22 protein-coding genes are annotated in these 24,518 nt (G+C 60.0%); 8 read left to right on the top strand and 14 right to left on the bottom strand.

The genetic code is table 11. The annotated features are described in order from the left end of the window. The first annotated feature begins 389 nt into the window (after positions 1 to 389). The 5 genes from V476_RS22740 to V476_RS22720 are packed head-to-tail and all read left to right on the top strand — an operon-like array spanning position 390 to position 6,337. Positions 390 to 1,841 (top strand): UbiA family prenyltransferase, encoded by a 1,452-nt coding sequence (locus tag V476_RS22740; protein ID WP_024961330.1) that lies wholly within the window; start codon positions 390 to 392, stop codon positions 1,839 to 1,841. Beyond that, positions 1,838 to 3,154, top strand: coding sequence for an FAD-binding oxidoreductase (locus V476_RS22735; RefSeq protein WP_024961329.1), 1,317 nt, complete (start codon positions 1,838 to 1,840; stop codon positions 3,152 to 3,154). The genes V476_RS22740 and V476_RS22735 overlap by 4 nt, the downstream gene beginning before the upstream one ends. Next, the gene (locus V476_RS22730) at positions 3,151 to 3,891 is read left to right on the top strand and encodes an SDR family oxidoreductase (RefSeq protein WP_024961328.1); all 741 of its coding nucleotides are present in this window, start codon (positions 3,151 to 3,153) and stop codon (positions 3,889 to 3,891) included. Before V476_RS22735 ends, V476_RS22730 begins: the two co-directional genes overlap by 4 nt. Beyond that, positions 3,888 to 4,856: a lysylphosphatidylglycerol synthase transmembrane domain-containing protein gene (locus tag V476_RS22725; protein WP_024961327.1), complete on the top strand. Its 969-nt coding sequence runs from the start codon at positions 3,888 to 3,890 to the stop codon at positions 4,854 to 4,856. Before V476_RS22730 ends, V476_RS22725 begins: the two co-directional genes overlap by 4 nt. A gap of 53 nt (positions 4,857 to 4,909) precedes the next feature. Next, positions 4,910 to 6,337: a glycosyltransferase family 39 protein gene (locus tag V476_RS22720; RefSeq protein ID WP_024961326.1), complete on the top strand. Its 1,428-nt coding sequence runs from the start codon at positions 4,910 to 4,912 to the stop codon at positions 6,335 to 6,337. 55 nt (positions 6,338 to 6,392) lie between these two features. Here the strand turns inward: V476_RS22720 and V476_RS22715 are convergent, their stop codons facing one another. The 4 genes from V476_RS22715 to V476_RS22700 all read right to left on the bottom strand — a co-directional run bounded on the left by V476_RS22715 (position 6,393) and on the right by V476_RS22700 (position 12,025). Next, entirely contained in the window at positions 6,393 to 8,219 is a 1,827-nt protein-coding gene (locus tag V476_RS22715) for a glycoside hydrolase family 15 protein (protein ID WP_024961325.1), read from the bottom strand. Then, positions 8,212 to 9,012 (bottom strand): SDR family oxidoreductase, encoded by an 801-nt coding sequence (locus V476_RS22710; RefSeq protein WP_024961324.1) that lies wholly within the window; start codon positions 9,010 to 9,012, stop codon positions 8,212 to 8,214. The genes V476_RS22715 and V476_RS22710 overlap by 8 nt, the downstream gene beginning before the upstream one ends. Before the next feature lie 66 nt (positions 9,013 to 9,078). Next, complete coding sequence (locus V476_RS22705; protein WP_024961323.1) at positions 9,079 to 10,116, bottom strand: NADP(H)-dependent aldo-keto reductase; 1,038 nt, start codon at positions 10,114 to 10,116, stop codon at positions 9,079 to 9,081. Between the two features lie 97 nt (positions 10,117 to 10,213). Continuing rightward, on the bottom strand, positions 10,214 to 12,025 hold the full coding sequence (locus V476_RS22700; protein WP_024961322.1) for an ABC transporter ATP-binding protein: 1,812 nt from the start codon (positions 12,023 to 12,025) through the stop codon (positions 10,214 to 10,216). An 88-nt stretch (positions 12,026 to 12,113) separates the two neighbouring features. On the opposite strand from V476_RS22700, the gene V476_RS22695 reads away from it, so the two are divergent. Beyond that, positions 12,114 to 12,539 (top strand): DUF1810 domain-containing protein, encoded by a 426-nt coding sequence (locus V476_RS22695; RefSeq protein WP_003348499.1) that lies wholly within the window; start codon positions 12,114 to 12,116, stop codon positions 12,537 to 12,539. 7 nt (positions 12,540 to 12,546) lie between these two features. On the opposite strand, the gene V476_RS22690 is transcribed toward V476_RS22695, so the two are convergent. The 3 genes from V476_RS22690 to V476_RS22680 all read right to left on the bottom strand — a co-directional run bounded on the left by V476_RS22690 (position 12,547) and on the right by V476_RS22680 (position 15,499). Continuing rightward, on the bottom strand, positions 12,547 to 13,617 hold the full coding sequence (locus V476_RS22690; protein WP_003317857.1) for a DUF1615 domain-containing protein: 1,071 nt from the start codon (positions 13,615 to 13,617) through the stop codon (positions 12,547 to 12,549). An 87-nt stretch (positions 13,618 to 13,704) separates the two neighbouring features. Then, positions 13,705 to 14,613, bottom strand: a complete 909-nt coding sequence (gene glsB, locus V476_RS22685) for a glutaminase B (protein ID WP_003424029.1) — start codon at positions 14,611 to 14,613, stop codon at positions 13,705 to 13,707. A 70-nt stretch (positions 14,614 to 14,683) separates the two neighbouring features. Beyond that, complete coding sequence (locus tag V476_RS22680; RefSeq protein WP_024961321.1) at positions 14,684 to 15,499, bottom strand: class II aldolase/adducin family protein; 816 nt, start codon at positions 15,497 to 15,499, stop codon at positions 14,684 to 14,686. 150 nt (positions 15,500 to 15,649) lie between these two features. Here V476_RS22680 and V476_RS28495 point away from each other — a divergent pair, with 150 nt between their 5' ends. Then, positions 15,650 to 15,871: a hypothetical protein gene (locus V476_RS28495; RefSeq protein WP_154619083.1), complete on the top strand. Its 222-nt coding sequence runs from the start codon at positions 15,650 to 15,652 to the stop codon at positions 15,869 to 15,871. Between the two features lie 340 nt (positions 15,872 to 16,211). Here the strand turns inward: V476_RS28495 and V476_RS22675 are convergent, their stop codons facing one another. The 7 genes from V476_RS22675 to V476_RS22645 form a co-directional block, all read right to left on the bottom strand. Continuing rightward, a complete protein-coding gene (locus V476_RS22675) occupies positions 16,212 to 18,614 on the bottom strand; it encodes a TonB-dependent receptor plug domain-containing protein (protein WP_024960591.1) in 2,403 nt (800 codons plus the stop codon). Between the two features lie 281 nt (positions 18,615 to 18,895). Beyond that, positions 18,896 to 19,297: an ExbD/TolR family protein gene (locus V476_RS22670; protein ID WP_003317853.1), complete on the bottom strand. Its 402-nt coding sequence runs from the start codon at positions 19,295 to 19,297 to the stop codon at positions 18,896 to 18,898. Between the two features lies 1 nt (position 19,298). After that, positions 19,299 to 20,027 (bottom strand): MotA/TolQ/ExbB proton channel family protein, encoded by a 729-nt coding sequence (locus V476_RS22665; RefSeq protein WP_024960590.1) that lies wholly within the window; start codon positions 20,025 to 20,027, stop codon positions 19,299 to 19,301. Positions 20,028 to 20,155: 128 nt separating this feature from the next. After that, complete coding sequence (locus tag V476_RS22660; protein WP_024960589.1) at positions 20,156 to 20,989, bottom strand: energy transducer TonB; 834 nt, start codon at positions 20,987 to 20,989, stop codon at positions 20,156 to 20,158. 350 nt (positions 20,990 to 21,339) lie between these two features. Then, positions 21,340 to 21,834, bottom strand: coding sequence for a copper chaperone PCu(A)C (locus tag V476_RS22655; protein ID WP_024960588.1), 495 nt, complete (start codon positions 21,832 to 21,834; stop codon positions 21,340 to 21,342). Further along, positions 21,828 to 22,433: an SCO family protein gene (locus V476_RS22650; RefSeq protein WP_003424002.1), complete on the bottom strand. Its 606-nt coding sequence runs from the start codon at positions 22,431 to 22,433 to the stop codon at positions 21,828 to 21,830. Before V476_RS22650 ends, V476_RS22655 begins: the two co-directional genes overlap by 7 nt. Positions 22,434 to 22,607: 174 nt before the next feature. Continuing rightward, positions 22,608 to 23,159: a TetR/AcrR family transcriptional regulator gene (locus V476_RS22645; RefSeq protein WP_003317850.1), complete on the bottom strand. Its 552-nt coding sequence runs from the start codon at positions 23,157 to 23,159 to the stop codon at positions 22,608 to 22,610. 178 nt (positions 23,160 to 23,337) lie between these two features. Between V476_RS22645 and V476_RS22640 the strand changes: the two genes are divergently transcribed. Beyond that, on the top strand, positions 23,338 to 24,498 hold the full coding sequence (locus tag V476_RS22640) for an efflux RND transporter periplasmic adaptor subunit (protein ID WP_024960587.1): 1,161 nt from the start codon (positions 23,338 to 23,340) through the stop codon (positions 24,496 to 24,498). The last annotated feature ends 20 nt before the right edge of the window (positions 24,499 to 24,518 follow it).

The following is a 24,518-nucleotide window of genomic DNA, read 5'->3' as shown; positions in this document are numbered from 1 at the left end:
GGTGACTCTATTCATGGCGAAGAAATTCATTATTTTTTTGATGTCTGCGACCAATGAACACCTCAAGCGCAGTCCGCGCGGGGCCGGGATCTGCAACGGGTCAAGCGGAGTCGCTGATATCGATCGGCAAAGAATCGCCGGAAGCGCACTGCCTCGGCCAGATCGCGATGGGTCGCGCGGGACTCGCCAGCCATCACCGTTGCCACCGCCAGATTCCGGTCTTTGATCGAATAACGGATCAATAGCCGTTGTGTGGCGAATAGTGTCAAACAGCTGATTTTTCTGACGCCATCGGCACGGCTCAATTATGAACAGCGTTTAACTTTATTGAAGTGGCGAATGTCCGTTTTCGTTCCATAGTGCGCTCACGTTCACAGGAGCAACTATTCATGCCCGGTAGTCAAGGAAGAATTCTTGAGGTTCATACACCGCTGGTTGTCGACCTCGACGGAACATTGCTGCGATCTGACATGCTGTTTGAAACCGCAGTGGCGTTTATCCGTAATCATCCGTTAAAGCTATTCAGTCTTTTCACCTGGCTGCTGCAGGGCAAGGCGTATCTCAAGCAAGGCCTGGCGCTGGGTACCGAGATTGACGTAGCGTTACTGCCGTTCAACGCTGACGTCATTGATTACATTCAGACCGAGCGGCAAACCGGTAGAAGCGTGATTCTGGCTACCGCCTCCCACGAAACCCTCGCCAACCGGATCGCGGCACACCTGCAACTGTTCGATCAGGTGTGGGCCTCGGACGGTACAACCAACCTTTCGGCGCATCGCAAACGCGATTTGCTGGTTAGCCATTATGGTGAGCAGGGCTTCGATTACATCGGCAATTCCCGGGACGATCTGTGCATCTGGGGTGTCTCACGCAAGGCCATCGTCGCCAGCCCGCTTGCCGGTGTGGAGCGCAAGGCGCGGGCACAAGGCAACGTCGAGCAGGTTATCCAATCGGCAGCGTCCGGGACCAGCGCCTGGCGCAAGGCGCTGCGCCTGCACCAATGGCTGAAGAATGCGCTGATTTTTATGCCCCTGCTGGCTGCTCATCAGGTCCAGAACACGCAGTTGCTGCTCGACGGTTTGCTGGCCTTTCTGTGTTTCGGGCTGTGCGCATCCAGTGTATACCTGCTCAACGACCTCCTTGACCTGGCAGACGACCGCCACCACAGAAGCAAGCGCGAGCGCCCGTTCGCCAGTGGTGCGCTGTCGATAAAATCCGGCCTGCTGGTCATACCGCTGTTGCTCGCCGCAGCCTTCTCCGCTGCGGCAACAGGATTGCCGTGGCAATTTTCGGCGGTGCTGGCAGCCTATTACCTGCTGACGCTGGTTTATTCGCTTTACCTCAAGCGCCACATGGCCGTCGACGTCATCGTTCTGGCGATGCTCTATACCACGCGTATTCTGGCCGGTGCTGCCGCGTTTCAATTGCCACTGACGTTCTGGATTCTAGCGTTTTCGATGTTTCTGTTTCTCAGCCTTGCGCTGGTCAAGCGCTATGCCGAACTGCGCGAAGCACGACTGCGCGCTGTAACAGGCAAGACGGCTGGCCGTGGTTACTACCCGGGCGATCTGGACATGATCGCTTCATTGGGGGCCTCGTCAGGCAATCTGGCAGTGATGGTGCTGGCGCTTTACATCCATGAGGGTGCGACGGTGGCTTTGTATCACCACCCGCACGTTATCTGGCTGGCCTGCCCATTGCTGTTGTTCTGGATCACCCGGATCTGGATGCTCACCCATCGCGGTGAAATGAACGAGGATCCGGTGGTTTTCGCGATTCGCGACCGGATCAGCCAGGGGATCGGCTTGCTGTTCCTGCTGGTGTTCTGGGTCGCAGCATGAGCGGGCCTCTTTACTCCTGGGGCCGTTACCCGCAGGTTGCCCAGCAGGGTCACGAATGTGATTCGATAAAACGATTGCCCGCGCACATCTCGCAAACCGTTGCACGCCATCACACCAGCCTGCCCTTCGGCAACGGCCGCAGCTACGGCGACAGCTGTCTGGCCAGCAGCGATCACGTACTGGACATGCGCGGGCTGGGTCGCTTCATTGCTGCCGACTGGCAGCGCGGTGTGGTGCAACTGGAAGCGGGCATGACACTGTCGCAACTGCTCGCGGCAGCGATCCCGCACGGCTGGTTTCTACCGGTCACGCCTGGCACACAGTACGTGACGATAGGCGGCGCGCTGGCCAATGATGTGCACGGCAAGAACCATCATCGGCGCGGCACCTTTGGCTGTCATGTCAGGCGTTTCGAGCTGATCCGTCACGGCGAGCCGCCCATGATCTGCTCGGCCGTGGACAATCCCCGTTTTTTCGCCGCCAGCATCGGCGGCCTCGGTCTTACTGGCGTTATCAGCTGGGTCGAGCTGCAGCTGATGCCGATCCGCAGCGCCCAGATCGACAGTACGGCAGTGCGCTTCGCCAATCTGGCGGAGTTCTTTACGCTGTCGCAAGAGCTGGATGCGCAGCATGAATACAGCGTCGCCTGGATCGACTGCCTGGCCCGCGGCGCCCATAGCGGCCGCGGGGTTTACATCGTCGGCAACCACGCCCGTTATGGGTCACTGTCGGTTGAGGCGCGCAATCGCCTGAGCGTGCCGTTCACGCCTCCGGTGTCGCTGGTCAACAGCCTGTCCTTGCGTGCGTTCAATTCTCTGTACTGGCACGCGCATTCAGACCTGCCAACGCCCCGCCGCACCACCTGCGAGGCGTTCTTCTACCCGCTGGATCGAATGCTGCACTGGAATCGTCTTTATGGTCGCAAGGGGTTTCAGCAATACCAGTGCGTGATTCCCGAGCACTGCGCACCCCAGGCCATGCAGCTGCTGCTCGATGCCATCGCAGCCTCGGGACAGGGATCATTCCTCGCAGTGCTCAAGCGCTGCGGTGACATCGTCTCGCCGGGGCTGCTGTCTTTTCCGATGCAGGGCACCTCGCTGGCACTGGACTTTGCGCAAACGCGCGATCTGGCCGAGTCACTGTTCCCGCGTCTGGATGCCATCGTCCGTGATGCGGGTGGACGACTGTACCCGGCCAAGGATGCACACATGAGCGGCAGCGACTTCCGTCAGGCCTATCCGGCGTGGGAACAACTGGAAGCCCTGCGCGACCCCTCTTTGATGTCCCGCTTCTGGAAACGAGTGATGTCATGAAAAAGATTCTGATCATTGGCGCTACATCAACCATCGCCCATGCCTGTGCCCGACGCTGGGCTGCGCAAGGCTGCGATTTTTTCCTGGTCGCGCGCAATACGGACAAGCTCGCGGGTAATGCCGCCGACCTCAGGGCCCGCGGTGCCGGACACGTAGACACCTATCAAATGGACGTCACGCACTTCTCGGCGCACCCGGCGATGCTGGCCGATTGCCTGGCTGCACTTGGGCAGATAGATATCGTGCTTCTGGCTCACGGCACCTTGCCCGATCAGAAGGCCTGCGAGCAAAACGCAGGGCTGGCTGTGCAGGAATTCATCACCAATGGTGCATCGGTGATTGCCTTGCTAATCGTGTTGGGCAAGCATTTCGAGGTCCAGCGTTGCGGCACACTGGCGGTGATTTCCTCGGTCGCGGGGGATCGCGGACGGCCTTCCAATTATCTGTACGGCTCGGCCAAAGCTGCCGTCTCGACGTTCTGCGACGGGTTACAGGCGCGGATGTTCAAGCTGGGCGTACACGTAGTGACCATAAAGCCAGGCTTTGTCGACACGCCCATGACCCGGGGTCTGCCACTGCCGGCCTGGCTGGTGGCACAACCGGCAGACGTTGCCGAACGCATCGTCAATGGCATCGCACGCCAATCAACAAGCCTTTACGCGCCCGGCTTCTGGGCATGGATCATGTGGGTGATTCGCTCGATCCCGCAGCCATTGTTCAAAAGGCTCAACCTGTGACCGGCTCGCTGTTGCTGTCCGGATGGCGCTATCGGGCAGTGCTTCTGTCGATCGTCTTCTCGGCCATGGGGTATCTGGGTTTCTCGCTGTGGGGCGGCTGGCAGGCGGTCAGCGCAGCGACGGGCAAGGTCGGGCTGCTCGGCATCGGCGTGGCGTTGTTGATGTCTGCAATCAACTACGCGCTGCGCTTCGTCCGCTGGCAGCTCTACCTTTCAGTGTTGGGGCATCCGTTGGCCTGGCGAAAAAGCCTGCGGATCTATCTGGCTGGCTTCGCCCTGACCACGACTCCCGGCAAGGCCGGTGAAGCGCTGCGTGGCGTATTGCTCAGGCCGCTGGGCGTGCCGTACCCGCAAAGCTTTGCCGCGTTTGTCAGCGAGCGTCTTTCCGATCTGCTGGCCATCGTACTGCTCACGCTGTTCGGACTGTCGTGGTATCCGCAGGCGCAGCCGATGATCCTGCTCGGTCTGGCACTGGTTCTGACGGGTTCGCTGGTGCTGTCTCGCCGTCACTTGCTGGAGCGTTTACAGGTTTCACTGCCCACAAAAAACACGCGAGTCAGCAGCCTGTGGCAGCAGTTGTTCAACGTGCTGCTTGCCGCTCGCCAGTGCCTGCATGGCAACGTGCTGCTGACCGCCAGCCTGCTCAGTTTGCTGGCCTGGAGCGCCGAGGCACTGGCGTTTTACTGGATGCTTGGCTGGATGGGCGCGCAGATCCCGCTGACCTTTGCCGTATTTACCTATGCACTGGCGATGCTCGCGGGGGCCTTGAGCTTCATGCCGGGCGGCCTGGGCAGCGCCGAAGCGGTGATGGTCGGACTGCTGATGTTCAAGGGCATGCCGGGGGCCGATGCGATTGCTGCGACATTGCTGATACGTCTGGCGACCCTGTGGTTTGCGGTGGCCATCGGCGCCGTGATGCTCTCGCGCTTTACCGGCGCGGTACCCGCACCGACTCCTCAGCCCTGAGGCCGTAACACAGACGCTCGACATTTTTGTTCATCTCACGGAGGAGCGGTTCAATGCCACTCGATTCGCGCACATCGATGTGTATCCCCCTGTTTTTGCTAGGTGCCGCCATCACGGCGAGCTTTCTGGCCTCCAGTGGTCCGGTGCAATGGATGGACAATGGCATGTTCCTGGCCAACGCCCATGAGGGTCAGTATTTCAGCCAGTCGCTCGGGCCACTTGAGCATCCGTTTTATCAGCTGTTCAATACGATTTTTTTCAACCTGTTCGGTGCACGCTCGCTCAGCCTGCTGAATTCGGTGCTTCTTCTGCCGCTGGCTTGGGTGGTCTACCGATTGGCGCAGAGCGTTGGCGCGGGTGCACGCCAGGCGCTGCTCGCTGCCGCGGCGACAACACTGACCCATGGCGTGTTCTGGGTGTCGACCAAGGCTGAGGTCTACCTGTTGCACACGCTGCTCGTGCTACTGGCCTATGCGCTGTATTTCAATGACAGTCCCGTTTTGACGCCGCTGAAAAAACTCTTCGCGATTGGCGTCCTCACCGGGCTGGCGGCCTCGGTTCATCAACTGACGTTCGTGGTTCTGCTGCCGCTTTACCTGCACCTGCTGTTTCAGCACAAGGCGCGAGTATTGATCACCCTGCCCGGCTTCATGCTTGGTTTCGCGGCGGCCGCTGTTGCGGTAATCAATGACCTGAACGCCGGGATGGGCCTGCTGGATATTGCGCATCGTTACATGACCGGGGCCAGCGCGACCGTTGCAGGGCCGGAGTGGGAAGGCAGTCTGTTGCGTTTCGACAAACTCCTCGAGGAGAAGAGCGCGGTCGCGCTGTTGCTGCTGTCGCTGATCGGGCCGCAACTGGCGGGGCTGCTGCTGTTTCCCAGGGGAAGCCGGCCGCGCTTGTTATGGAGCGCCGCGCTGCTGAATCTGGTGTTCGCCATTTCCTACAATGTGACCGACCGCTTTACCTTTTTTCTGCCCGGTGCAGCGATACTGACGATCCTCGGCATGATTCAGTTGCGGCGTATCCTGCCCCGCACAGCGGCACGCGGCACGTTGCTCAATCTCTCGGCATTGTCGGCACCGGCAGCCGTCCTGCTGACGTATTCACTCTACGCCAACGGGGTTATCACCCTTCCGGCGCACAAGGAGCAGCTGCCCTATCGTGACGATATTCGCTACTTTATGGTGCCCTACCTGCGCGACCGGTCCGCTGAGCATTTCGTGCGCGCCTACGAGCCGGTAGTGCCCAAAGGTGCGTTGATCATTGCCGACTGGACACCGATGGGCGCGATGCGTTCGGCGCAAGCGATCGGGCTGCTTGCCGGACGCACGCTGGCGACCTGTGATGACGACGTGGCGATTCGGGCAGCCATGCGCAGCAACGGCGTTTATCTGCCGCGGTTGAGTTATTGCGCGACTGTGGCGCAAGACCACCGACTTGAAGAACAGCCAGTGGGGTATTCATTGCACGCCGAGTGAAACGAATCATGGCTGAAGCGTTGAACGTCCCTTCATGATCCGTTTGTTCACCGTGTCAAGGCTGCCAGAGCGCCTGCCCGCCGCCCAGTTTGCGGTCCAGAAAGCTGGCCGCACTGATCAGCGCCAGATGGCTCAGGGCCTGAGGCGTATTGCCGAGGTGATGAGCATGCGCGTCGAACTCTTCGGCGTACAAGCCCAGCGGATTGGCGTAACGCAGCAGTTGCTCGAACTCCAGGTGCGCCTGTTCGACCCGACCGGCGCGGGCCAGACATTCGACGTACCAGAACGAGCAGGCCACGAAGGCGCCCTCCTCACCTGCCAGGCCGTCATCATGATCGTCGTCGTTGCGGTAACGGAACACCATCCCGTCACGCACCAACGCGCCCTCGATGGCATCCAGCGTCGCCAGCCACTTGGGATCGTTGGCGCCGACGAAGCGCACCAGTGGCATCAGCAACATCGAGGCATCCAGATTGCGGCTGCCCTTGTGCTGCACGAAGTGCCCCAGGTCGTCGTTCCAGAAGTTCTCCCAGATATCGTTGTGGATCTCCTCGCGCACCTTGGTCCAACGCTCGAACGGCCCCGACAGCGAACGCTTGAAGGCCAGGCGCAGAGCCCGGTCCAGGGCCACCCAGCACATCAGCCGCGAGTGCAGGAAGTGCTGGTCGCCGCCGCGCATTTCCCAGATGCCCACGTCCCGGTCGTTCCAGTGCTCGCACACATAGTCGACCTGGCGCACCACGTGCTGCCAGCCGTCATGGGAGATGGCATCGCCGTATTTGTTGGCCAGGTAAACGGCGTCCATCAGCTCGCCGTAGATGTCCAGCTGAACCTGCTTGTACGCTTCGTTGCCAATGCGTACCGGCTGCGCACCGCCGTAACCGGACAGGTGATCGAGATGCTCTTCCGGCAGCTCAGCGTGGCCATCCAGCGCATAGAGAATGCCGAGCTTCTCGGTCTGTTCGCAGCAGTCATCCAGTCGCCCGCGCACCCAGCTCATGAAGGCATTGGCTTCATCGGTGTACCCCAGACGCATGAACGCATACACGGTGAACGACGCGTCACGTATCCAGGTGTAGCGGTAATCCCAGTTGCGCTCACCGCCCTCGGTTTCCGGCAGACCGAACGTCGCGGCGGCAACGATGCCGCCGTGCTTGCGCGAGGTCAGCAGCTTGAGCGCCAGCGCCGAGCGAGTGACCATTTCACGCCAGCGCCCGGTGTAGTGCGACTGCCCGGACCAGCGCCGCCAGAACTTCAAGGTGTCATCGAAATAACGCGAGCACCGGCCAGCAGCGACATTCGAATCATCGATTCCGCCGAGGATGAACTCGATGGTCTGGCCCTTGTGCATATGAAATTCGGCCACGGCGTCGTGCTGCTCAAGACGCAACGGTGTCGTCGCCGACAAACGCATGCCCGGTTGCCAGGCGGCTTCGAAACAGATGTCCTGACCATCGACCCGCGCGGTGGTGTCGGCACGGCTGTAATCCATGCGCACCCGACAGCGCATGCGCAGCGTGGCCTCGCCAAAGCGCACCTGAACGCGGCGCACGATGCGCGGCAGATCATCCTGATCCTCGCCGATCGGCATCAGGTCGGTGACTTCCACCACCGCGTCCTCGGAAATCCAGCGGGTTTGCAGGACGTTGGTATCCGGCAGATAGATCTGCAGCCGCCTGGCGTCAGGTAGATCGGGCGCCAGCTGAAAGATCCCGGCGTCGGGCGTGTCCAGCAGCGCAGTGAAAATCGACGGGCTGTCGAAGTCAGGCCAGCAGCAGAAATCGATACTGCCGGTGTTGGCAATCAGCGCAGCACTGCGCATGTCGCCGATGATGCCGTGATCCTCGATACGGTTTTGCGCCTCTGCGGGAAAGTCAGCCATTGCCACGGAACTCCGGATAGAGGGTCATGCCCCCATCGATGAACAGGGTGGTGCCGTGCACATAATCCGAGGCATCGGACGCCAGCCAGAGCACCGCATTGGCAACATCTTCCGGCTCGCCAATACGACCATAAGGGATCAGTTTGAGCATTTCCTTCTCGGCGTCGCCCTTGCGTGCATCGGCATTGATCGGCGTGCGGATGGCACCGGGAGCAACGCTGTTGACGCGAATCTTCAGCTCGCCGACTTCCTGGGCGATGCTGCGCATCAACAGGTCGACGCCGCCCTTGGACGCTGCGTAATTGACATGCCCGGCCCATGGAATCAGCTGATGCACGGAGCTCATGTGAATGATCTTGCCCATGGCCCGTGACACTTCAGGGCGCATGCCCTGCTTGATGAACTGGCGCAGTGCCGCGCGGGCGCAGAGAAACTGCCCGGTCAGGTTGACGTTGATGACGGTATTCCAGTCTTCGAGGGACATGTCGACGATCGACGCGTCCTTTTGCAAGCCGGAATTGGCGACCAGAATGTCCAGCGCGCCGAAATGTTCGATGGTCTGTGCAAACAGCCGCTCGACGTCTTCTTCTTTCGAAACGTCGGCCCCCACAGCCAGCGCCTTGCCCCCGGCCGCACGAATCTCTTCGGCCAGCTTCTCGGCAGGTTCAGGTTTGGAGTTGTAGTTGATCACCACGGCGGCACCGGCCTCTGCCAGCCCGCGTGCAGCGCCTGCGCCCAGACCGGAACTGGCGCCGGTAACGATTGCGACTTGTTGCTTGAGTGAGATGTGCATCAATTTCAGCCTCGGAGTAAGCGTACTAGTGCTGACTGGCGAGGCTGAAATTAAGTTCAGTGCAGGTTATGGCGCAGGGTTGGGCTGCGAGGTGTGAATGGCTTCGATACCGGCGATGACTTCATCGGACAGCGTGACGTCGATGCTCTGCAGATTGATCTTCAGTTGGTCCAGTTTCGTGGCACCAATGATGTTGCTGGTCACGAACGGACGGCTGGTCACGTAGGCCAGCGCCATCTGCGAAGGATCCAGACCATGCTCGCGAGCCAGCGCTACGTACTTGGCCGTGGCGGTGACGGCCTGCGGGTTGTTGTAGCGCTGGAAACGCTCGAACAGGGTCAGACGGCCATCGGCCGGACGTGCACCGTCCAGGTACTTGCCCGCCAGCACACCGAACGCCAGTGGCGAGTACGCCAGCAGGCCAATCTGTTCGCGAATGGCGATTTCCGCCAGACCGACTTCAAAGGTGCGGTTAAGCAGGTTGTAGGGGTTCTGGATGGAGACGGCACGTGGCAAATCGAGGGTTTCGGCCAGGTGCAGAAAACGCTGAGTGCCCCACGGCGTTTCGTTGGACAGGCCGAAGTGACGAATCTTGCCCGCCTTGACCAGATCGGCCAGTACCGACAGGGTTTCTTCGATTTCGACGGCCTGATCATCCGGGTCGTGGGTGTAACCGAGCACGCCGAAGAAGTTGGTCTTGCGATCCGGCCAGTGCAACTGGTACAGGTCCAGGTAATCGGTGTTCAGACGCTTGAGGCTGGCTTCCAGCGCCGCAGTGATGTTTTTGCGGTCGAGGCGCGGATTGCCATCGCGGATGTGATCCATCCGACCTGGACCGGCGACCTTGCTGGCCAGTACCCAGTCGTTGCGGTCGCCGTACTTCTTGAAGTACTCGCCGATGATGCTTTCGGTCTTGGTGTAGGTCTCGCCACGCGGCGGCACCGGGTACATTTCTGCCGTGTCGAGGAAGTTGACCTTGGCATCCTTGGCCATACGAATCTGTTCGAATGCTTCATCCTGGGTGTTCTGCTCGCCCCAGGTCATGGTGCCCAGACAGATCGCGCTGACCGACAGATCGGTTTTGCCCAATTTACGAAATTGCATCGATGTCTCCGTTTGATTCAAAAAGATACAGCTTGAAACAGGGCTCCCATAAAACGCTGACTGGTCATTCACTGCAACACTTTTTATGCGGTTTTACCTAGCGATAACCCTGCGCCTGCAGATCGAATAGCGCGGCGTAGCGCCCTGCGGCGGCGATCAGGCTGTCATGATCACCGCGTTCCAACACCCGCCCGTGCTCCAGCACCACGATGTGTTCGGCGTTGCGCACGCTGGAAAACCGATGCGATATGAGCAGCGTCATGCGCCCTTTGGCGTACTCGCGAAAATGTTCGAATACCGCCGCTTCTGCCCCGGCATCCAGGGCGGCAGTCGGCTCGTCGAGAATCAGGATATCGGCGTCGCGGCGCATGTAAGCGCGTGACAAGGCGATTTTCTGCCACTGCCCACCGGACAGTTCCTGACCTCCCGCAAACCAGCGACCCAATTGTGTGGCGTAGCCTTTGTCGAGTTGTTCGATGAACTGCGCGGCCATGCCCTGCGCCGCCGCGTCGCGCCAACGGCCTTCATCATGGAAGGCCTGAGTGTCGCCAACGCCGAGGTTCTCGCCGACCTGAAACTGATAGCGAATGAAGTCCTGAAAAATCACCCCGATGCGCGAGCGCAAAGCGTCTTCGTCCCACTCCTGCAGGTCGCTGCCGTCCAGCAGAATGCGGCCTTGATCGGGTTGGTAGAGACGCGTCAGCAGCTTGATCAGGGTGGTTTTTCCCGAGCCGTTCTCGCCCACCAGGGCCACGCTGCGCCCCGGCGCCAGGTGCAGATCGATATTTTCAAGTGCCGGACGGCTGGTCCCCGGATAAGTGAAACTGACGTTCTCGAAGCGCATGCCATCACCGGGATGCGCGCCCACGGTCAGGCTGCCAGCAGATGGCGTAACCGGCTGACCGAGGTAGACATACAGGTCAGCCAGATACAGCCCGTCCTCGTACAAACCACTGATGGCGCTGAGACTGCTGCTCACCGCGGCCTGACCCTGTTTGAACAGCACCAGGTACATGGTCATCTGCCCCAGGGTGATCCGCCCGTGTATCGCATCGACCACCACCCAGGCGTAGGCCAGGTAAAACGCAGCCGTGCCCAGCAGACCGAGCAGGAAGCCCCAGCCATCACGGCGCACCGTCAGGCGCCGGTCTTCGGCATACAGACGCTCGAAGGTGTCGCGGTAGCGCTTGAGCAGCAGCGGCGCGAAGCCGAACAGCTTCACCTCCTTGATATAGCCCTCGTGGGAGAGCAGTGTTTCGATGTAGTTCTGCCGACGGGTTTCCGGAGCGCGACGGGTAAACAGGCGGAACGCGTCGCCGGAAAAATGCGCCTCGGCAAAGAACACCGGCAACGCGCCGAGCACTAGAATCAACAACGCCCAAGGCGAGAAATGCACCAGCAACACGGCAAAGCTGATCAGCGAAATGAGGTTTTGCAACAACCCCAACGATTTGGTCACCAGTGCCAGCGGCCGTGTGGAGGCTTCACGCCGGACGCGCACGAGCTTGTCGTAGAACTCGGAGTCTTCGAACTGCGACAGCGACAGGGTCTGGGCCTTCTCCAGAATCAGGGTGTTGACCTTCTGCCCCAGCAGCACCCGCAGCAACGCCTGCTGCACGGAAAGCCCGCGCTGTGCTGCCGCGAGCAGAGCCAGCACACCGGCTTCGAACAACACATAGCGCAGCACCGGCCACAACGGTGCTTCGCCCGCACTGGCGTGCAACTGCATGGCAGCGACCACCGCATCGACGATGCGCTGGCCGAGCCAGGCGGCCAGCGCGGGCAGCAGGCCGGCGATCAGCGTGGCGACGATCAGCCCGATGGACAGCGCTCGGGAGGTGGTCCAGACCAGATGCATCGCGCGCAAGGCCTGGTGCATGAACGAAATGAAACGCTTAAAAACCGGCATACGCTTAAAAACTCTTCAGACAGGTCGAACCCCCATGTCGGGCGGCCATCATACGACCACAGGTTCGTTGAAAAACAGGAAACTCATCATGAAAGATGCTTACAACCTGCAACGCTTTGTCGATGCCCAGCAACCGCTGTTCCAGCAGGTGCTGACGGAACTCGAAGCCGGACAGAAACGCTCCCACTGGATGTGGTTCGTGTTCCCGCAGATCCAGGGGCTGGGGCGCAGCGACACGGCGCGACACTACGCAATCACCGACCTCGATGAAGCGCGGGCTTACCTGCAACACCCCGTGCTGGGGCCGCGTCTGGAACAGTGCGCCGCAATCATTGCGCCTCAGGTAGAACGTTCGGCGCGACAGATCTTCAGTTCGCCGGATGACATGAAACTGCATTCGAGCATGACCCTGTTCAGCATCGCAGCACCTGAGCGGCCCGTGTTTCAAAAGGTGCTGGATACGTTTTTCGGAGGCGAGCGAGATGCGATGACGGTAAAACTCCTGTCACGGTGATTCAACCTCACTTGGGCGCACGCTGCACGCAGCGTTCGCGTCGGTCGTCGACGCGCTCGGCAAACCAGGCGGTGGTGAGGTTACGGGTGATTTTCGGGCTTTTCAGGGTAATGCCGGGCAGGATGGCCCTGGGCAAAGGTTTGCCCGCCGCCCTGTCCGCCAGGGCGAAGACCTTGCTGTACAGATCGGTCTCCTCGAATTCCAGCGTGTCGCCCTGCTTGAGCTGGCTCCATATCTGCGACTTGTTCATGCCCAGCCGATCGCCCAGCGTGCGTACTGCCAGTTCGGTGGAGCCCGGCGAGGTAGAGTCAAAGCGGATCAGGTCGCCATCCAGCGCCAGCTCGATGCCGGTCGCTCGGCTCACGGCATTCTGGAACGCGGCATTGCGACTGGCGTACCAACCGGCATTGAAGTCGGCAAAGCGGTACAACGACTGGGTGTAGTTGACCGGGTAGCCCAGCAGGTGAGCGATACCGAAGTACATGCCGCCACGGCGGGTGAAGACTTCGCGGCGGATCGAACCATCGACCGTGTAGGGGTAATCCTCGGCGTGTTTCTCGGCAAAGGCGATGCTGACCTGCATCGGCCCGCCGGTCTTGACCGGGTTGAAGTTGCCGAACAACGCCTGACCCAGCGGCACCATGCCGATGAAGTCATCGAAGATCGCGCTGAGGTCTTTTTCGGTGCGCGCAGAATCGAGGCGTTTGCCGTAAGTCTTGCCATCCGGCGAGCGAACACGTAACGCGGTGGCGATCAGCGCATTGGGAATGTGCAGTCGCGCAGCGCGGCGATTGATTTCAGCGCGGGCGATGTGGCCCATGTCCGGCACTGCAGGATCGACTTGAAAGGTCGATTCCTGCTCGGTAACGGCCATCACCGAGCACAGGTTTTCGGTGGTCAGCGGGATCTTCTGCGCGGCAAACGCGGCGTGAATATCCGTGGCCCATGCCTGGCGATCCGTAGCAGTCGCCGGCATCAGGCGCATGATCTGCGCGCGCGCCTGTTCAGGCGTCAGTTCGGGCTCCTGGACCCGCTGCGTGCCACAGCCTGCCAATATCAGCAACCCGACGCTCAGCATGAGCGATTTGCATAGCCTTCTATTCAATCCATGACTCCTGTCTGGTTCGCGCTTCGACGCGCGGTTCACTTCAGAAGGCTTTTCACCTCAAAAGACCGACCAGTCGACCCTCGCGCTGAGTTTTTCCAGCGCAGCCATACCGACAAGGGAATTGCCCGCTGCGTTCAACTCCGGGGACCACACACAGACTGAAGCACGCTCGGGCACGATCGCAACGATACCACCGCCTACCCCGCTCTTGCCCGGCAGGCCTACGCGATAGGCGAAGTTGCCGGCCTCGTCGTACAGGCCGCTGGTGGCCATGATCGAGTTGACCTGGGTGGCCTGCCGAGCAGTGACGATCTGCTCGCCGCTGTGAGCGCAAAAGCCCTGATGAGCCAGAAAACCGAATGCTTTGGCCAGATCGATACAGTTCATGCTCAGCGCACAATGATGGAAGTAGCTGCGCAGCACGTCTTCCACATCGCCGTGAAAATTGTCGAAGGATTTCATCAGATAGGCCGCCGCGGCATTGCGCGAACGGTGCTGGTATTCGGAGTCGGCGACTTTGGAGTCGGAAGTGATCGCCCGATTACCGCACAGGCGTCGAACGAAGTCGCGCATCGACAGCGACGGTGCTGCGAACCGCGCCTGGTTGATATCGCAGATCACCAGCGCACCGGCATTGATGAACGGATTGCGCGGCCTGCCCTGCTCGAACTCCAGCTGCACCAGCGAGTTGAATGGCTGGCCAGAAGGCTCGTGTCCGAGACGCTGCCAGATCTCCTCGCCCGAGTGACCGATGGCTTGTACCAGGCTGAACACCTTGGAAATGCTCTGTATCGAAAACGCTGTTTCGGCGTCACCGGCGCTGAACACCTGACCATCGTTGCCGTACACCGCGATGCCCAGCTGATCTGGCCGGACCTCGCCCAGTGCCGGGATGTAATCGGCTACCTTGCCCTGACCAAGCAAGGGTCTTACTTCATCGAGGATTTCGTTCAGCAGGTCTTGCATGTGTGCGCCCCTTGTTTTGGCTGCGCACACTACACCAACCTAAAGCGCCTCGCATCACTGCGTTGCAGGGTCACGTCTTGTAATCGGTGTCGTTGCGCTCCAGCTCGCGAATCAGGGCATCCCAGTGCCGTGCGACACCCGGCGCATGGCCGTCCTTGATGGCCTTTGCCTGCTGCTCCACCTTGGCAATCACCTCGCGCGGCGGGAACACAAGTTCGGCGTTACCCGCCGACTGTGCCGCAATCTGAATATTGCAGGCGTACTCAAGGGCATGAAGCTGCTGAAACGCATGCTCGACACTCACCCCGCCGGTCAGCAACCCGTGGTTGCGCAGGATCATCACACTCTTGTCACCCAGGTCCGCGATCAGCCGTTCGCGTTCACTCAAGTCCAGCGCAATGCCTTCATAGCCGTGGTAAGCAACCCGGCCGGAGAAGGCAATCGAGTGCTGGGAGATGGGCAGCAGGCCGTCCTTCTGCGCCGACACGGCGATACCGTCACGGGTGTGCGTGTGCAGCACCGCCTGCAGGTCGTGGCGCGCAGCATGAATGGCACTGTGAATCACGTAACCGGCGTAGTTGATACCCAGCCCGGTGGGGTCATCGACAATCGTGCCGTCAATATCGACCTTGACCAGGTTGGACGCGGTGATTTCATCGAACAGCAGCCCGAACGCGTTGATCAGAAAGTGCTCGTCCGGGCCCGGCACGCGTGCCGAGAAATGCGTATAGATATGATCGGTCCAACGCTTGAGCGCCGCCAGCCGATAGGCTGCCGCCAGCTTGACCCGGACTTCCCATTCTTCCGGCGACACTCTGTCGCGCACGCTGCCGCTACCCGACGGCGTCGTACCTGACTGGACTGGCAAAGCGCTGACGTTGCTCATGGTATTGCTCCTGGATGACTTCTGACTGATCAGCAAGACTAGGCGCATGGGGATTCAATTAAAAATCACATTTACTTCTAAGCTAATTATAAAAAATGAGAATATTAAAGTCAGTCCTTCTACCGCCTTTGCACATTTCCACGAAGGTCTATGATTATTTCTAAAGGCTATTTAAATAACTTTTTATATAGCGATATGCTCCAGAATTGGCAAACCCCCATGGAGCATCGCATGTCCAATATCGCAAGATTTCTTTGCCGTATCAGTCGCTTCACAGCGGCCGACGCTCTGCGTCACACGGCGGTTTCGGGATGTCAGGTGGATTTAGGTTCGACTCAGGTCACCTTTTCGCCCCTCGGCGAGTCACTTTGATGGGGCCAAAGTGACCAAAGCCCCTGGCTCCGTTTCCGGCCCGACTTCGTCGGGTTCCTTCGCCCTGTCACTGATCCGGGGGTCGCCGCAACGGGCCATCCATGGCCCGGTGCGGCTTGCTCGGCGTCCTGCCGAGTTACCCCCGGATCAGCGTCAGGACTCAGCCGTCACTTACGTCGCAATTTGCGTTGTCAGTGCCATCGAGCCAAGAAGCGCTTTTGTTTATGTGCAGTGACTACGAGTAAGGCATAACGTTGTGTTGCAGCACAGATATGACGCGCAGCGTCACGAGCTTTATGCAAACGCAACGTATTGGAACGACAGTCAGCGGCAAATCGCGCTACCAGTTATACGTCACCTTGCCGTAGTAATAAGCGCCGCTGTACCCGTAGGGAGAGAATGTGCTGTAGGCCAGGTTGCCGCCGCTGGAGGAGAAGTCGTTGAGCTTTTCCGGGTATTTGTCGGTGACGTTGTCGCCGCCCAGGGTGAAGACCCAGCTCTTGAGTTTGTAGTCGACCGCCAGGTCCAGCAGCCAGGCGGCGCTGAAGGTCTGGTCGTTGACCTTGTCGGCCTGATAGCTGGTGAACTCGCCGTAGCGGACCAGGTTAGAGTGCAGCGCCCAATTGCCGAACGTCAGGTCATTGCCCAGTGTCAGTTTGTGTTGCGGCGTGGTGTCGCCCAGCAAACCGATGCGCTCCCTGCGGTCTACCCGCACCAGGTTCACCCCCAACTGATCGAGAATCGCCGGATTGGCCTTCACGTCGGTGACTTTGGTGTGGTTGTAGTTGTAACCCACCGTGCTGTTCCAGCGCACACCGTTGTCGAACTGGTAGCGGTAATTGGCGACCAGATCGACGCCATCGGTGCTGGTGTCCGTGGCGTTGGTGAAATAACGGGCACTGGTGTAGTTGATATCGCCTACGCCATTGCTGCGCAGGTAATTGATGGCGGTGTTATTGAGCACCAGATTGGAGGACAGCGAGATACGGTCCTGAATGTCGATGCGATAGACGTCGGCGGTCACGGTCAGGCTATCCAGCGGCTGGAGTACCAGGCCCAGGCTGTAGTTGCGGGACTTTTCCGGCTTGAGGTCTTCGGCACCCAACAGTTGTGCAACGTTACTGCCGGCCGGAAACGTGCCCGCTTCCTGGATGGTGTTGCCAATCAGCTGCGACGACGTGAAAGTAAAGTTCTGCTGCGCCAGTGAAGGCGCGCGGAAGCCTGTCGATATGCTGCCTCGCAAGGCCACCTGCGGAGTGAAATCGTAGCGCGCCGAAAGCGAGCCGCTGACATTGGAACCGAAATCGCTGTAGTCCTCGTGGCGGACGGCAGCCGACACACCGAGCTTCTCGGTCAGATTGGTTTCCAGGTCCAGATACTGTGCGAAGTTGTGTCGCGAGTAACTGCCTGCATCCGCCGCGCGGAAACCGCCCAACCCGGAACTGCCGGTCTGGAAATACGACTCTGGCTGCCCTGCCTCGATCTGATAGCCTTGCCGCAGGTACTCCGCGCCAAACGCAACCGATACCGGATAAGGCAGCCACGCTGCATTGAATTCTCTGGACAGGTCGAGGCTCAGTTGCCTCTGATCATTGGTCAGCGTGCCGTTGTAAAACGAGCGCGGCGTGTTCAGCCCCAATGAGGTGTTAATGGTTTTGGTGCGCAGCTCATAAGAGTTTTTGCCATAGTTGGCGGACAGGTCGTAGTGCCAGTCATACGCCAGTTCACCGCGCAGGCCAGCGACCAGCGAGGTGTCTTCGAGTGTGCCGTTGATCAGTGGCAGATAGCCGTTTGGATAAATCGCCGTAATGTTATTCGAAGCATTGCTCGGCCGATAGAAAGCGGCGGTTTCACCACGCCGTTTGCTGTAGCCCCCAAAGCTGTAGAACTCCGCAGCATCGCTGAAGCTGTATTCGGCGTTGTACTGCAGCTTGCCCTCGTGCGTCTGTGGCTCGCCCTGGCGAAACACCTGCTGACCGTAAGTGGTGGACCCGACACTGGACGCTCGCAAGTCGTCACCGGCACGGTTGGTGTAGTCATTGTTGGCACCCTCACCGGACAGGTTGAACGTGCCGTTGTCGCCCAGGGCAAAACCGGTATTGCCCGATACTTGGCGCTGAATGCCGTCGCCCTTCTTGTATTGGCCGTACTGGCTGGAAATCGACCCGCCATGGTCGGCGCTCTTGAGAATGATGTTGATCACCCCGGCGATGGCATCGGACCCATAACGTGCCGACGCACCGTCGCGCAGGACTTCGATATGGTCGATGGCCGACAGCGGAATGGCATTCAGGTCGGCAGGTGCCGAACCACGTCCGACCGCCCCGCCCAGATTGACGAAGGCGGATGTATGCCGGCGCTTGCCGTTGACCAGCACCAGCACCTGATCCGGCGAGAGGCCACGCAGTTGCGCCGGACGTGTCAGCTCCGCACCGTCCACCAGGCTCGGCCGTGGGAAATTGATCGAAGGAATCAGACGAGCCAGCACGGCGCCCAACTCGCTGGAGCCGGAACTGCGCAGGCTGTCACCGGAGATCACATCGACAGGCGACAGCGAGGCGCTGGCGGTACGCTCCTGCGCACGGGTGCCGGTCACGATCACTGTACCCAGAGTGGACGCACCCTGATTAGCTTGTTCATCTGTCGCTTCGGCGGCAAAAGCGCTTGCACTGATACCTGCGACGCACAGCAAATTGGCTGAAAAAATCGCCGTGGCCAATACGTTGCGTTTGAAATTCCCCATACCACTACCCCTTGAAAATCCCTGATCCAGAAACTTTGTTCTGGTTACAACGAGCGATCCGTGCGGCGGACGGTGGCGATCATTACGGTGTCTGATTGGTGTTCCGGTAGCCCGATGCGATATAGCTTAATGACATTGATTTAAATATTTAAATACCAATAACGAATAAGTATCTGCATTTGTGTCCGTACTGAAAAATGCCTGCGATGCAGACAAAAAAAGGCCGCACCTGCCTGAGGATGCGGCCCAAAACCGTTGAAGCTGTAGGTGGTATAAATCTGCTACTTGGCAGTGATCACGGACAATTTGGTAATCCCGGCACGTTCGATGGAAGCCATGGCGCGCGCGACTTCTCCGTAGTTGACGCCATTGTCCGCCTGCAATTGCACGCGCACGTCAGGGGTCTTGTCCTTGGCCGCCTTCAGGCTGCTTTCCAGCAAGCCCGGCTGGATTTCGTCCTTGTTGATGAACAGCTTGCCCTGCCCGTCGATGCTCACCACCAATGGGTCTTTCTGCTCCACTGGCGCGACCGATTCGGTCTTGGGCAGGTTGATCGGGATCGAGTTGGTCAACAGCGGCGCAGTAACGATGAACACCACCAGCAGCACCAGCATTACGTCTACCAGCGGCGTGACGTTGATCTCGCTCAGCACTTCATCGGTATCTTGAGTAGAAAAAGCCATCTCAGGAGGCCTCCTTCACGTTCTGCCCGGCGTGGACGCCCGCAGTGCCGGACTTCAATACCGGATGCAGCAGCACACGGAAGGCGCTCTTCTGCGCCAGGCTATAGAAGTCATGGGCAAAGTCATCCAGATCGGCAGCGGTCAGTTTCAGGCGTCGCAGGAAGTAGTTGTAAACCAGCACTGCGGGCACTGCGACGGCAATACCGACACCGGTAGCCACAAGCGCCGCGCCGATCGGCCCGGCCACCGTTTCCAGGCTCGCAGAACCGGCCGCACTGATGCCCTTGAGGGCCGACATGATGCCCCAGACCGTACCGAACAGACCGATGAAAGGCGAAGTGCTGCCGATGCTGGCGAGGATGGCCAGACCGGTTTCCAGCGAGCGGCGCTCGCGAACGATCTGCTGACGTAATGCGCGCTCAAGGCGGTCCTGATGGTTGATGGACTGACTGAGGTCATTGGCCTGCGTGCCATCCGGCACCTGAATGGCGGCGTAACCGGCCAGGGCGACACGAGCGGCAGCGCCCGGTTGCTCCTGGGCCAGTTGCGCGGCCGAATCCAGACTCGATGCCGCCCAGAACCGCTTGTGGAACTTGCGATCCTGAGACTTCAGACGCGAAAACTGCACGCCCTTGAGCAAGGCCAGGCCCCAGGTCGCGACGGAAAAAAGCACCAGCAGCCAGATGACCGCGTGTTCGATGGATTCAAAAGGCGAAGCAAGTAGATTCATGGCGCAGCTCTCTCTGAACAAAGTCTGAACAAGGCATGGAGTGTGTCGCGATGCGCCTTTGGTTCAGGTAGCTCGCCAGGTCAATCGAATAGCCGGATTTGATCGTGAAACGTTTTGATCTTGAAGCCTCATTTGATCTTGAAATCAATGGGCACGCTGACCCAGCCATCCTGGGCTACATCGCCCTGCTTGGCCGGAACGAAACTCCAGCGTTTCACCGCAGCAAGCGCGGCGTCATCAAGCTGCTCGCGGCCACTGCTCTTCTGTATTTGAATCTCGCCGGGCTTGCCGCTAGCCAATACATGCACGCGCAACAGCACAGTGCCTTCCCAGCCGCGACGCATGGCCAGCGATGGGTATTCCGGAGCCGGGTTGCGCAAGTAACCCGCACTGGCCGAGGCCGGGGTCACCGGCTTTGGTGCCGGCGGAGCGGGTGGCGCAGGCGCGGCGACAGGAGCTGTCGGTACGGGAGGTGTGGGTGGCTGTTCAACCGGTTTGGCCACGGGTTTCACGACCGGCTTGACCACCGGTTTGGGCGGCTGTGGCTTGGGCTTGGGAATCGGTTTGGGCGACGGAGGTTTGATGGCCAGTTCGTCCTCGACAGCAGGTGGCGGCTCGACCACCGGTTGCACGACAGGCTCGGGCGGTGGCGGCGGTGTTTCCACAACCGGTGGCGCAGGCTGGGAAAACTCGATGGTCATCGGCGGGATTTCAGGTGGCACAACCGGCAACGCCGACGTCGGGTTCTGGCTCAGCCAGTAAATGATCGCGCCATGGAACACCAGCGCCAGCGCACCGAGCAAAATGGCTTCGCGCCGTCCGAGAATCGGCTTGGGGGTGCTTTGCAACCGCGATAACGCCAGCGGCGCACGGAAAGGACGCCCCAGATCGACCAGGTCGCCACTCGGCGTCTGGCGCCAAGGCACGTCATGTGCACTGGCTGCGGTCTGGACATTGCCCATTGATACACTCCTGCATTTTCATGATAAAAATCCAGGTTCTGTTGGTATCAGTCACCTTCCTTAGGCCGATGTGGCGAGGCAATCATCGCCGAAAGAGCTTTGTTCCTGAAAAGAATATTTGGTTCGTCGGTTAGATCCTAAATGCATATAGGAGGCGGACGTTCCGCGTTCGCTTTTGAACGTGCAGTGAGGCACAGAGTTGTGACGCGGAGCGTCACGAAAGGCATTCCCATGCTGAAGCGTGAGGAACGATAGGCGTCATGTAGGCTGTGCCGGCCTCTTCGCGAGCAAGCTCGCTCCCACAAGACCGGTTTATAACGATGAGTGCCCAGCGTCCGATGCTGCAAGCCTCAATGGCCGCTGTGATCGCCGTGGCTGCTGTGCTCGTCGCTGGTCAGTGACTTGGCGACTGCGGTGACCTGGAGCGATTGCTTCGTGCCCTTGGCGTCTTCCACGGTCAGGGTCAGAGGCACCTGGTCGCCCTCTTTGACCTGGGCGGACAGGCCCATGAACATCACGTGGTAGCCATCGGAATCGAGCATCACCGGTTTGCCAGCCGGCAGGTCGACCGAGTTGACGCGCTGCATGCTCATCACATCGCCTTTCATGCTCATCTCATGGATCTGCACGGTTTTCGCAACAGGTGAAGCAACGTCGACCAGCTTGCTGTCCGTGTCCGCGGTGATGCGCATGAACGCACCCGTGGCGGACTGGCCCGGCACGGTGGCACGCACCCAGGCATCATCGACGCGTGTTTCGGCCAGGGCCTGAGCGCTCAGGCCCAACAGCGAAAGGGTCAGCAACAGCGGTTTTGCGACGTTACGAATCAGAACGGTCATCAGCATACTTCCATCAAAGTGAGCAGATCTTCGGTGCATTGTTGGGCGGACAGCCTGTGCGACAACCCCAGGCGCAATACACCGCGGGTGTCGTAGACGTAACTGGTCGCGGTGTGCGAGATCGTGTAGGTGTCACCCAGTGGGACCTTCTCGAAGAATACGCCGAACTCCTTCGCCGTTGCCGCCGTTTCTTCAAGCGTGCCGGACAGTGCAACGAAGGTCGGATCGAAGGCCTTCACGTAGGCGTCGATCACTTCGGGCGTATCGCGCTCCGGGTCCAGGGTAATGAACACCACCTGCAGCGTTTTGCCCTCCTCGCCCATCAGCTTCCTGATCTGTGCAGCTCGCGCCAGCGCGGTGGGGCAGATGGCCGGGCACTGGGTGAAACCGAAGAAGATCATCGGCATGAGGCCGCGAAAACTCGACAGCGTCTTGACGTTGCCTTGCGAGTCCTTGAGCCGGAAGTTGCGGCCGACAATCTCGTTGCTCATGTCCTTGCCGTGCTTGAACGGCAACGCATTGGAGCTGCCACAGCCGGTCAGCAGGCCAAGGCTCAGCAACGAGAGGCCTGCGACCACCTCGCGGCGTGTCAGATGTTGCGTCATGTCTTGCGTCCCCTGAGGATAAGGCGCGTGGGTTCAGACAAATTCAAAGGCGGCGAATTTACCACTCAAGGACCATGGGGAATACCGCCAATCCTGTATCAAGGCATGAGCAGACGCGCAAACGTCGCGCTCATGGGCTGCAATAGGTCATGCGACAAAACAGCACAGGCTGGCTTATCGTGCCGCCGCGCCCTGCAGGAAAAACTGGGTCACCAATGCGCCCATGCCGACGCGTGCCACACGGCCGCGGCGTTCGGCGTCGACCATCCCGGAGAGCAGCGCTGCGAACATTTCGGTAAGGACGGCGGCACCGACGTCGATCCGGAACAGACCTTCACGCTGACCGCGCAGGAAAAATGCATCCAGGGCGTCAGAGTAAGGCAACCAGCGGCGCCCCCCGCTGCTTTCGTCGAGCGAATCCGGGCGCCACTGAAATACCAGAAAGACCAGCATTTCGCGGTGCATGAGGTGGTTGTCGACCAGCCGCTGAAGTGCTTCCAGCGGCGGAGCATGCTGCAGATCCGCGTCGGCAACCATCTGGTTCATCAGGTCCGAGGCGTGATTGAGCAGCAGTTCCACGAGATTGGCGCGAGTACCGCAGAAGCGGTTGAGCGTCGCCTTGCTGACACCAGCCGCCTGAGCAATATCCTTGAGCGTACCGTTGGAATGGTCGACCAGCGCAACGGCCAGAGCCTTCAGAAATTTGTCGTCAGCAGGTAATTCCATTGGGTACGTCTTCAACTCGTATAAGTGGCGGGCGGCGCATTGTGCAGAAACCTTACCGCGTTCTCAAAGCCTATACACAATTAGTCACTAAAGCCTCATGTGAGTCAATATTGACTCATCGCCTTTCAGAGTGGATCATTCGCGGCTTTAGCATCTGATGGCTGCGGCCGGGTGAATGATGAGTAGTTTCAGCGATTGGCGTGTCATGTCTGCAGTAGCCCTGCTGGCAGCGTTGGGTCTGACCGGGTGCGAGCAGAAACAGCAGCAGGATCACGCTGCATCGAAAGCGCCCAAAGAGGTGGAAGCCATTATCGTCAGCGCCGAATCGTTCACGCTCGTTGACGAATTGCCCGGCCGTATCGAACCGGTGCGTGTGGCGCAGGTTCGCGCCCGGGTGGCCGGTATCGTGCTGAGCCGCAACTTCGAGGAAGGCGCCGACGTGAAAGCCGGCGCAGTGCTGTTCCAGATCGATCCGGCGCCATTCAAGGCCGCGCTGTCCAAGGCGCAGGGAGATCTGGCACGGACTCAGGCCACGCTGTTCGAGACTCAGGCCACGGTCAAGCGCTATGAGTCGCTGGTGGAAATTGAAGCGGTGAGTCGCCAGACCTTCGACACGGCCCGCTCCGCGCTGCAAAACGCTGTTGCAGCGAAGCGTTCGGCCGAGGCCGATGTTGAAACAGCCAGGCTGAACCTGAGCTATGCCACCGTCAAGGCGCCGATTTCAGGCCGCATTGGCCGCGCTATGGTCACCGAGGGCGCGCTGGTCGGTCAGGGCGAAACCACGCTGCTGGCAACCATTCAACAACTCGACCCGGTCTACGCCGACTTTACCCAGCCGGCCGCCGACGCCTTGCAGATGCGCGCCGCGATACAGGAAGGCCGCTTGCCCAAGGGCGGCGAAGACGCGTTGTCACTGAGTGTCGACGGCACCGATTACACGAGCACTGGCACCCTGCTGTTTACCGATGTCGCAGTAGACCGGACTACCGGCCAGGTTTCGTTGCGTGCCCGCTTTGCCAATCCCAAGGGCGTGCTGCTGCCCGGCATGTACGTGCGGGTACGCACACCGCAACGCGTTGACAGCAACGCCATTCTTGTTCCGCAGCGCGCCGTTCAGCGCTCTGGTGACGGTGCAGCCCGCGTGCTGGTGATTGCCCAGGACGGCACGGTCGAAGCGCGCCCGGTAAAAACCGGGGCGATGCAGGATTCGCGCTGGCAGATCACTGAAGGCCTGAAGGCAGGCGAACAGGTCATTGTCGGCAACATGACCGGGCTCAGCGCCGGTGACAAGGTCGCCCGCAAATCGCCCTCCGCCCAGCCGCAGGCCACAGCGCAGTAAAGCCGCCTTCAGCGCGACCG

Source organism: Pseudomonas syringae KCTC 12500 (assembly GCF_000507185.2).
Classification (GTDB): Bacteria; Pseudomonadota; Gammaproteobacteria; order Pseudomonadales; family Pseudomonadaceae; genus Aquipseudomonas; species Aquipseudomonas syringae.
This window is presented reverse-complemented; position numbering and strand designations above follow the sequence as displayed.

Coding starts and splice junctions, on each gene's coding strand:
- V476_RS22720 (WP_024961326.1), top strand. CDS start 4,910: ATGCCACTCGATTCGCGCACATCGATGTGTATCCCCCTGTTTTTGCTA.
- V476_RS22640 (WP_024960587.1), top strand. CDS start 23,338: ATGAGTAGTTTCAGCGATTGGCGTGTCATGTCTGCAGTAGCCCTGCTG.
- V476_RS22730 (WP_024961328.1), top strand. CDS start 3,151: ATGAAAAAGATTCTGATCATTGGCGCTACATCAACCATCGCCCATGCC.
- V476_RS22670 (WP_003317853.1), bottom strand. CDS start 19,297: ATGGCTTTTTCTACTCAAGATACCGATGAAGTGCTGAGCGAGATCAAC.
- V476_RS28495 (WP_154619083.1), top strand. CDS start 15,650: ATGATTATTTCTAAAGGCTATTTAAATAACTTTTTATATAGCGATATG.
- V476_RS22655 (WP_024960588.1), bottom strand. CDS start 21,834: ATGCTGATGACCGTTCTGATTCGTAACGTCGCAAAACCGCTGTTGCTG.
- V476_RS22740 (WP_024961330.1), top strand. CDS start 390: ATGCCCGGTAGTCAAGGAAGAATTCTTGAGGTTCATACACCGCTGGTT.
- V476_RS22710 (WP_024961324.1), bottom strand. CDS start 9,012: ATGCACATCTCACTCAAGCAACAAGTCGCAATCGTTACCGGCGCCAGT.
- V476_RS22695 (WP_003348499.1), top strand. CDS start 12,114: ATGAAAGATGCTTACAACCTGCAACGCTTTGTCGATGCCCAGCAACCG.
- glsB (WP_003424029.1), bottom strand. CDS start 14,613: ATGCAAGACCTGCTGAACGAAATCCTCGATGAAGTAAGACCCTTGCTT.
- V476_RS22675 (WP_024960591.1), bottom strand. CDS start 18,614: ATGGGGAATTTCAAACGCAACGTATTGGCCACGGCGATTTTTTCAGCC.
- V476_RS22650 (WP_003424002.1), bottom strand. CDS start 22,433: ATGACGCAACATCTGACACGCCGCGAGGTGGTCGCAGGCCTCTCGTTG.
- V476_RS22715 (WP_024961325.1), bottom strand. CDS start 8,219: ATGGCTGACTTTCCCGCAGAGGCGCAAAACCGTATCGAGGATCACGGC.
- V476_RS22690 (WP_003317857.1), bottom strand. CDS start 13,617: ATGCTGAGCGTCGGGTTGCTGATATTGGCAGGCTGTGGCACGCAGCGG.
- V476_RS22735 (WP_024961329.1), top strand. CDS start 1,838: ATGAGCGGGCCTCTTTACTCCTGGGGCCGTTACCCGCAGGTTGCCCAG.
- V476_RS22680 (WP_024961321.1), bottom strand. CDS start 15,499: ATGAGCAACGTCAGCGCTTTGCCAGTCCAGTCAGGTACGACGCCGTCG.
- V476_RS22705 (WP_024961323.1), bottom strand. CDS start 10,116: ATGCAATTTCGTAAATTGGGCAAAACCGATCTGTCGGTCAGCGCGATC.
- V476_RS22645 (WP_003317850.1), bottom strand. CDS start 23,159: ATGGAATTACCTGCTGACGACAAATTTCTGAAGGCTCTGGCCGTTGCG.
- V476_RS22700 (WP_024961322.1), bottom strand. CDS start 12,025: ATGCCGGTTTTTAAGCGTTTCATTTCGTTCATGCACCAGGCCTTGCGC.
- V476_RS22665 (WP_024960590.1), bottom strand. CDS start 20,027: ATGAATCTACTTGCTTCGCCTTTTGAATCCATCGAACACGCGGTCATC.
- V476_RS22660 (WP_024960589.1), bottom strand. CDS start 20,989: ATGGGCAATGTCCAGACCGCAGCCAGTGCACATGACGTGCCTTGGCGC.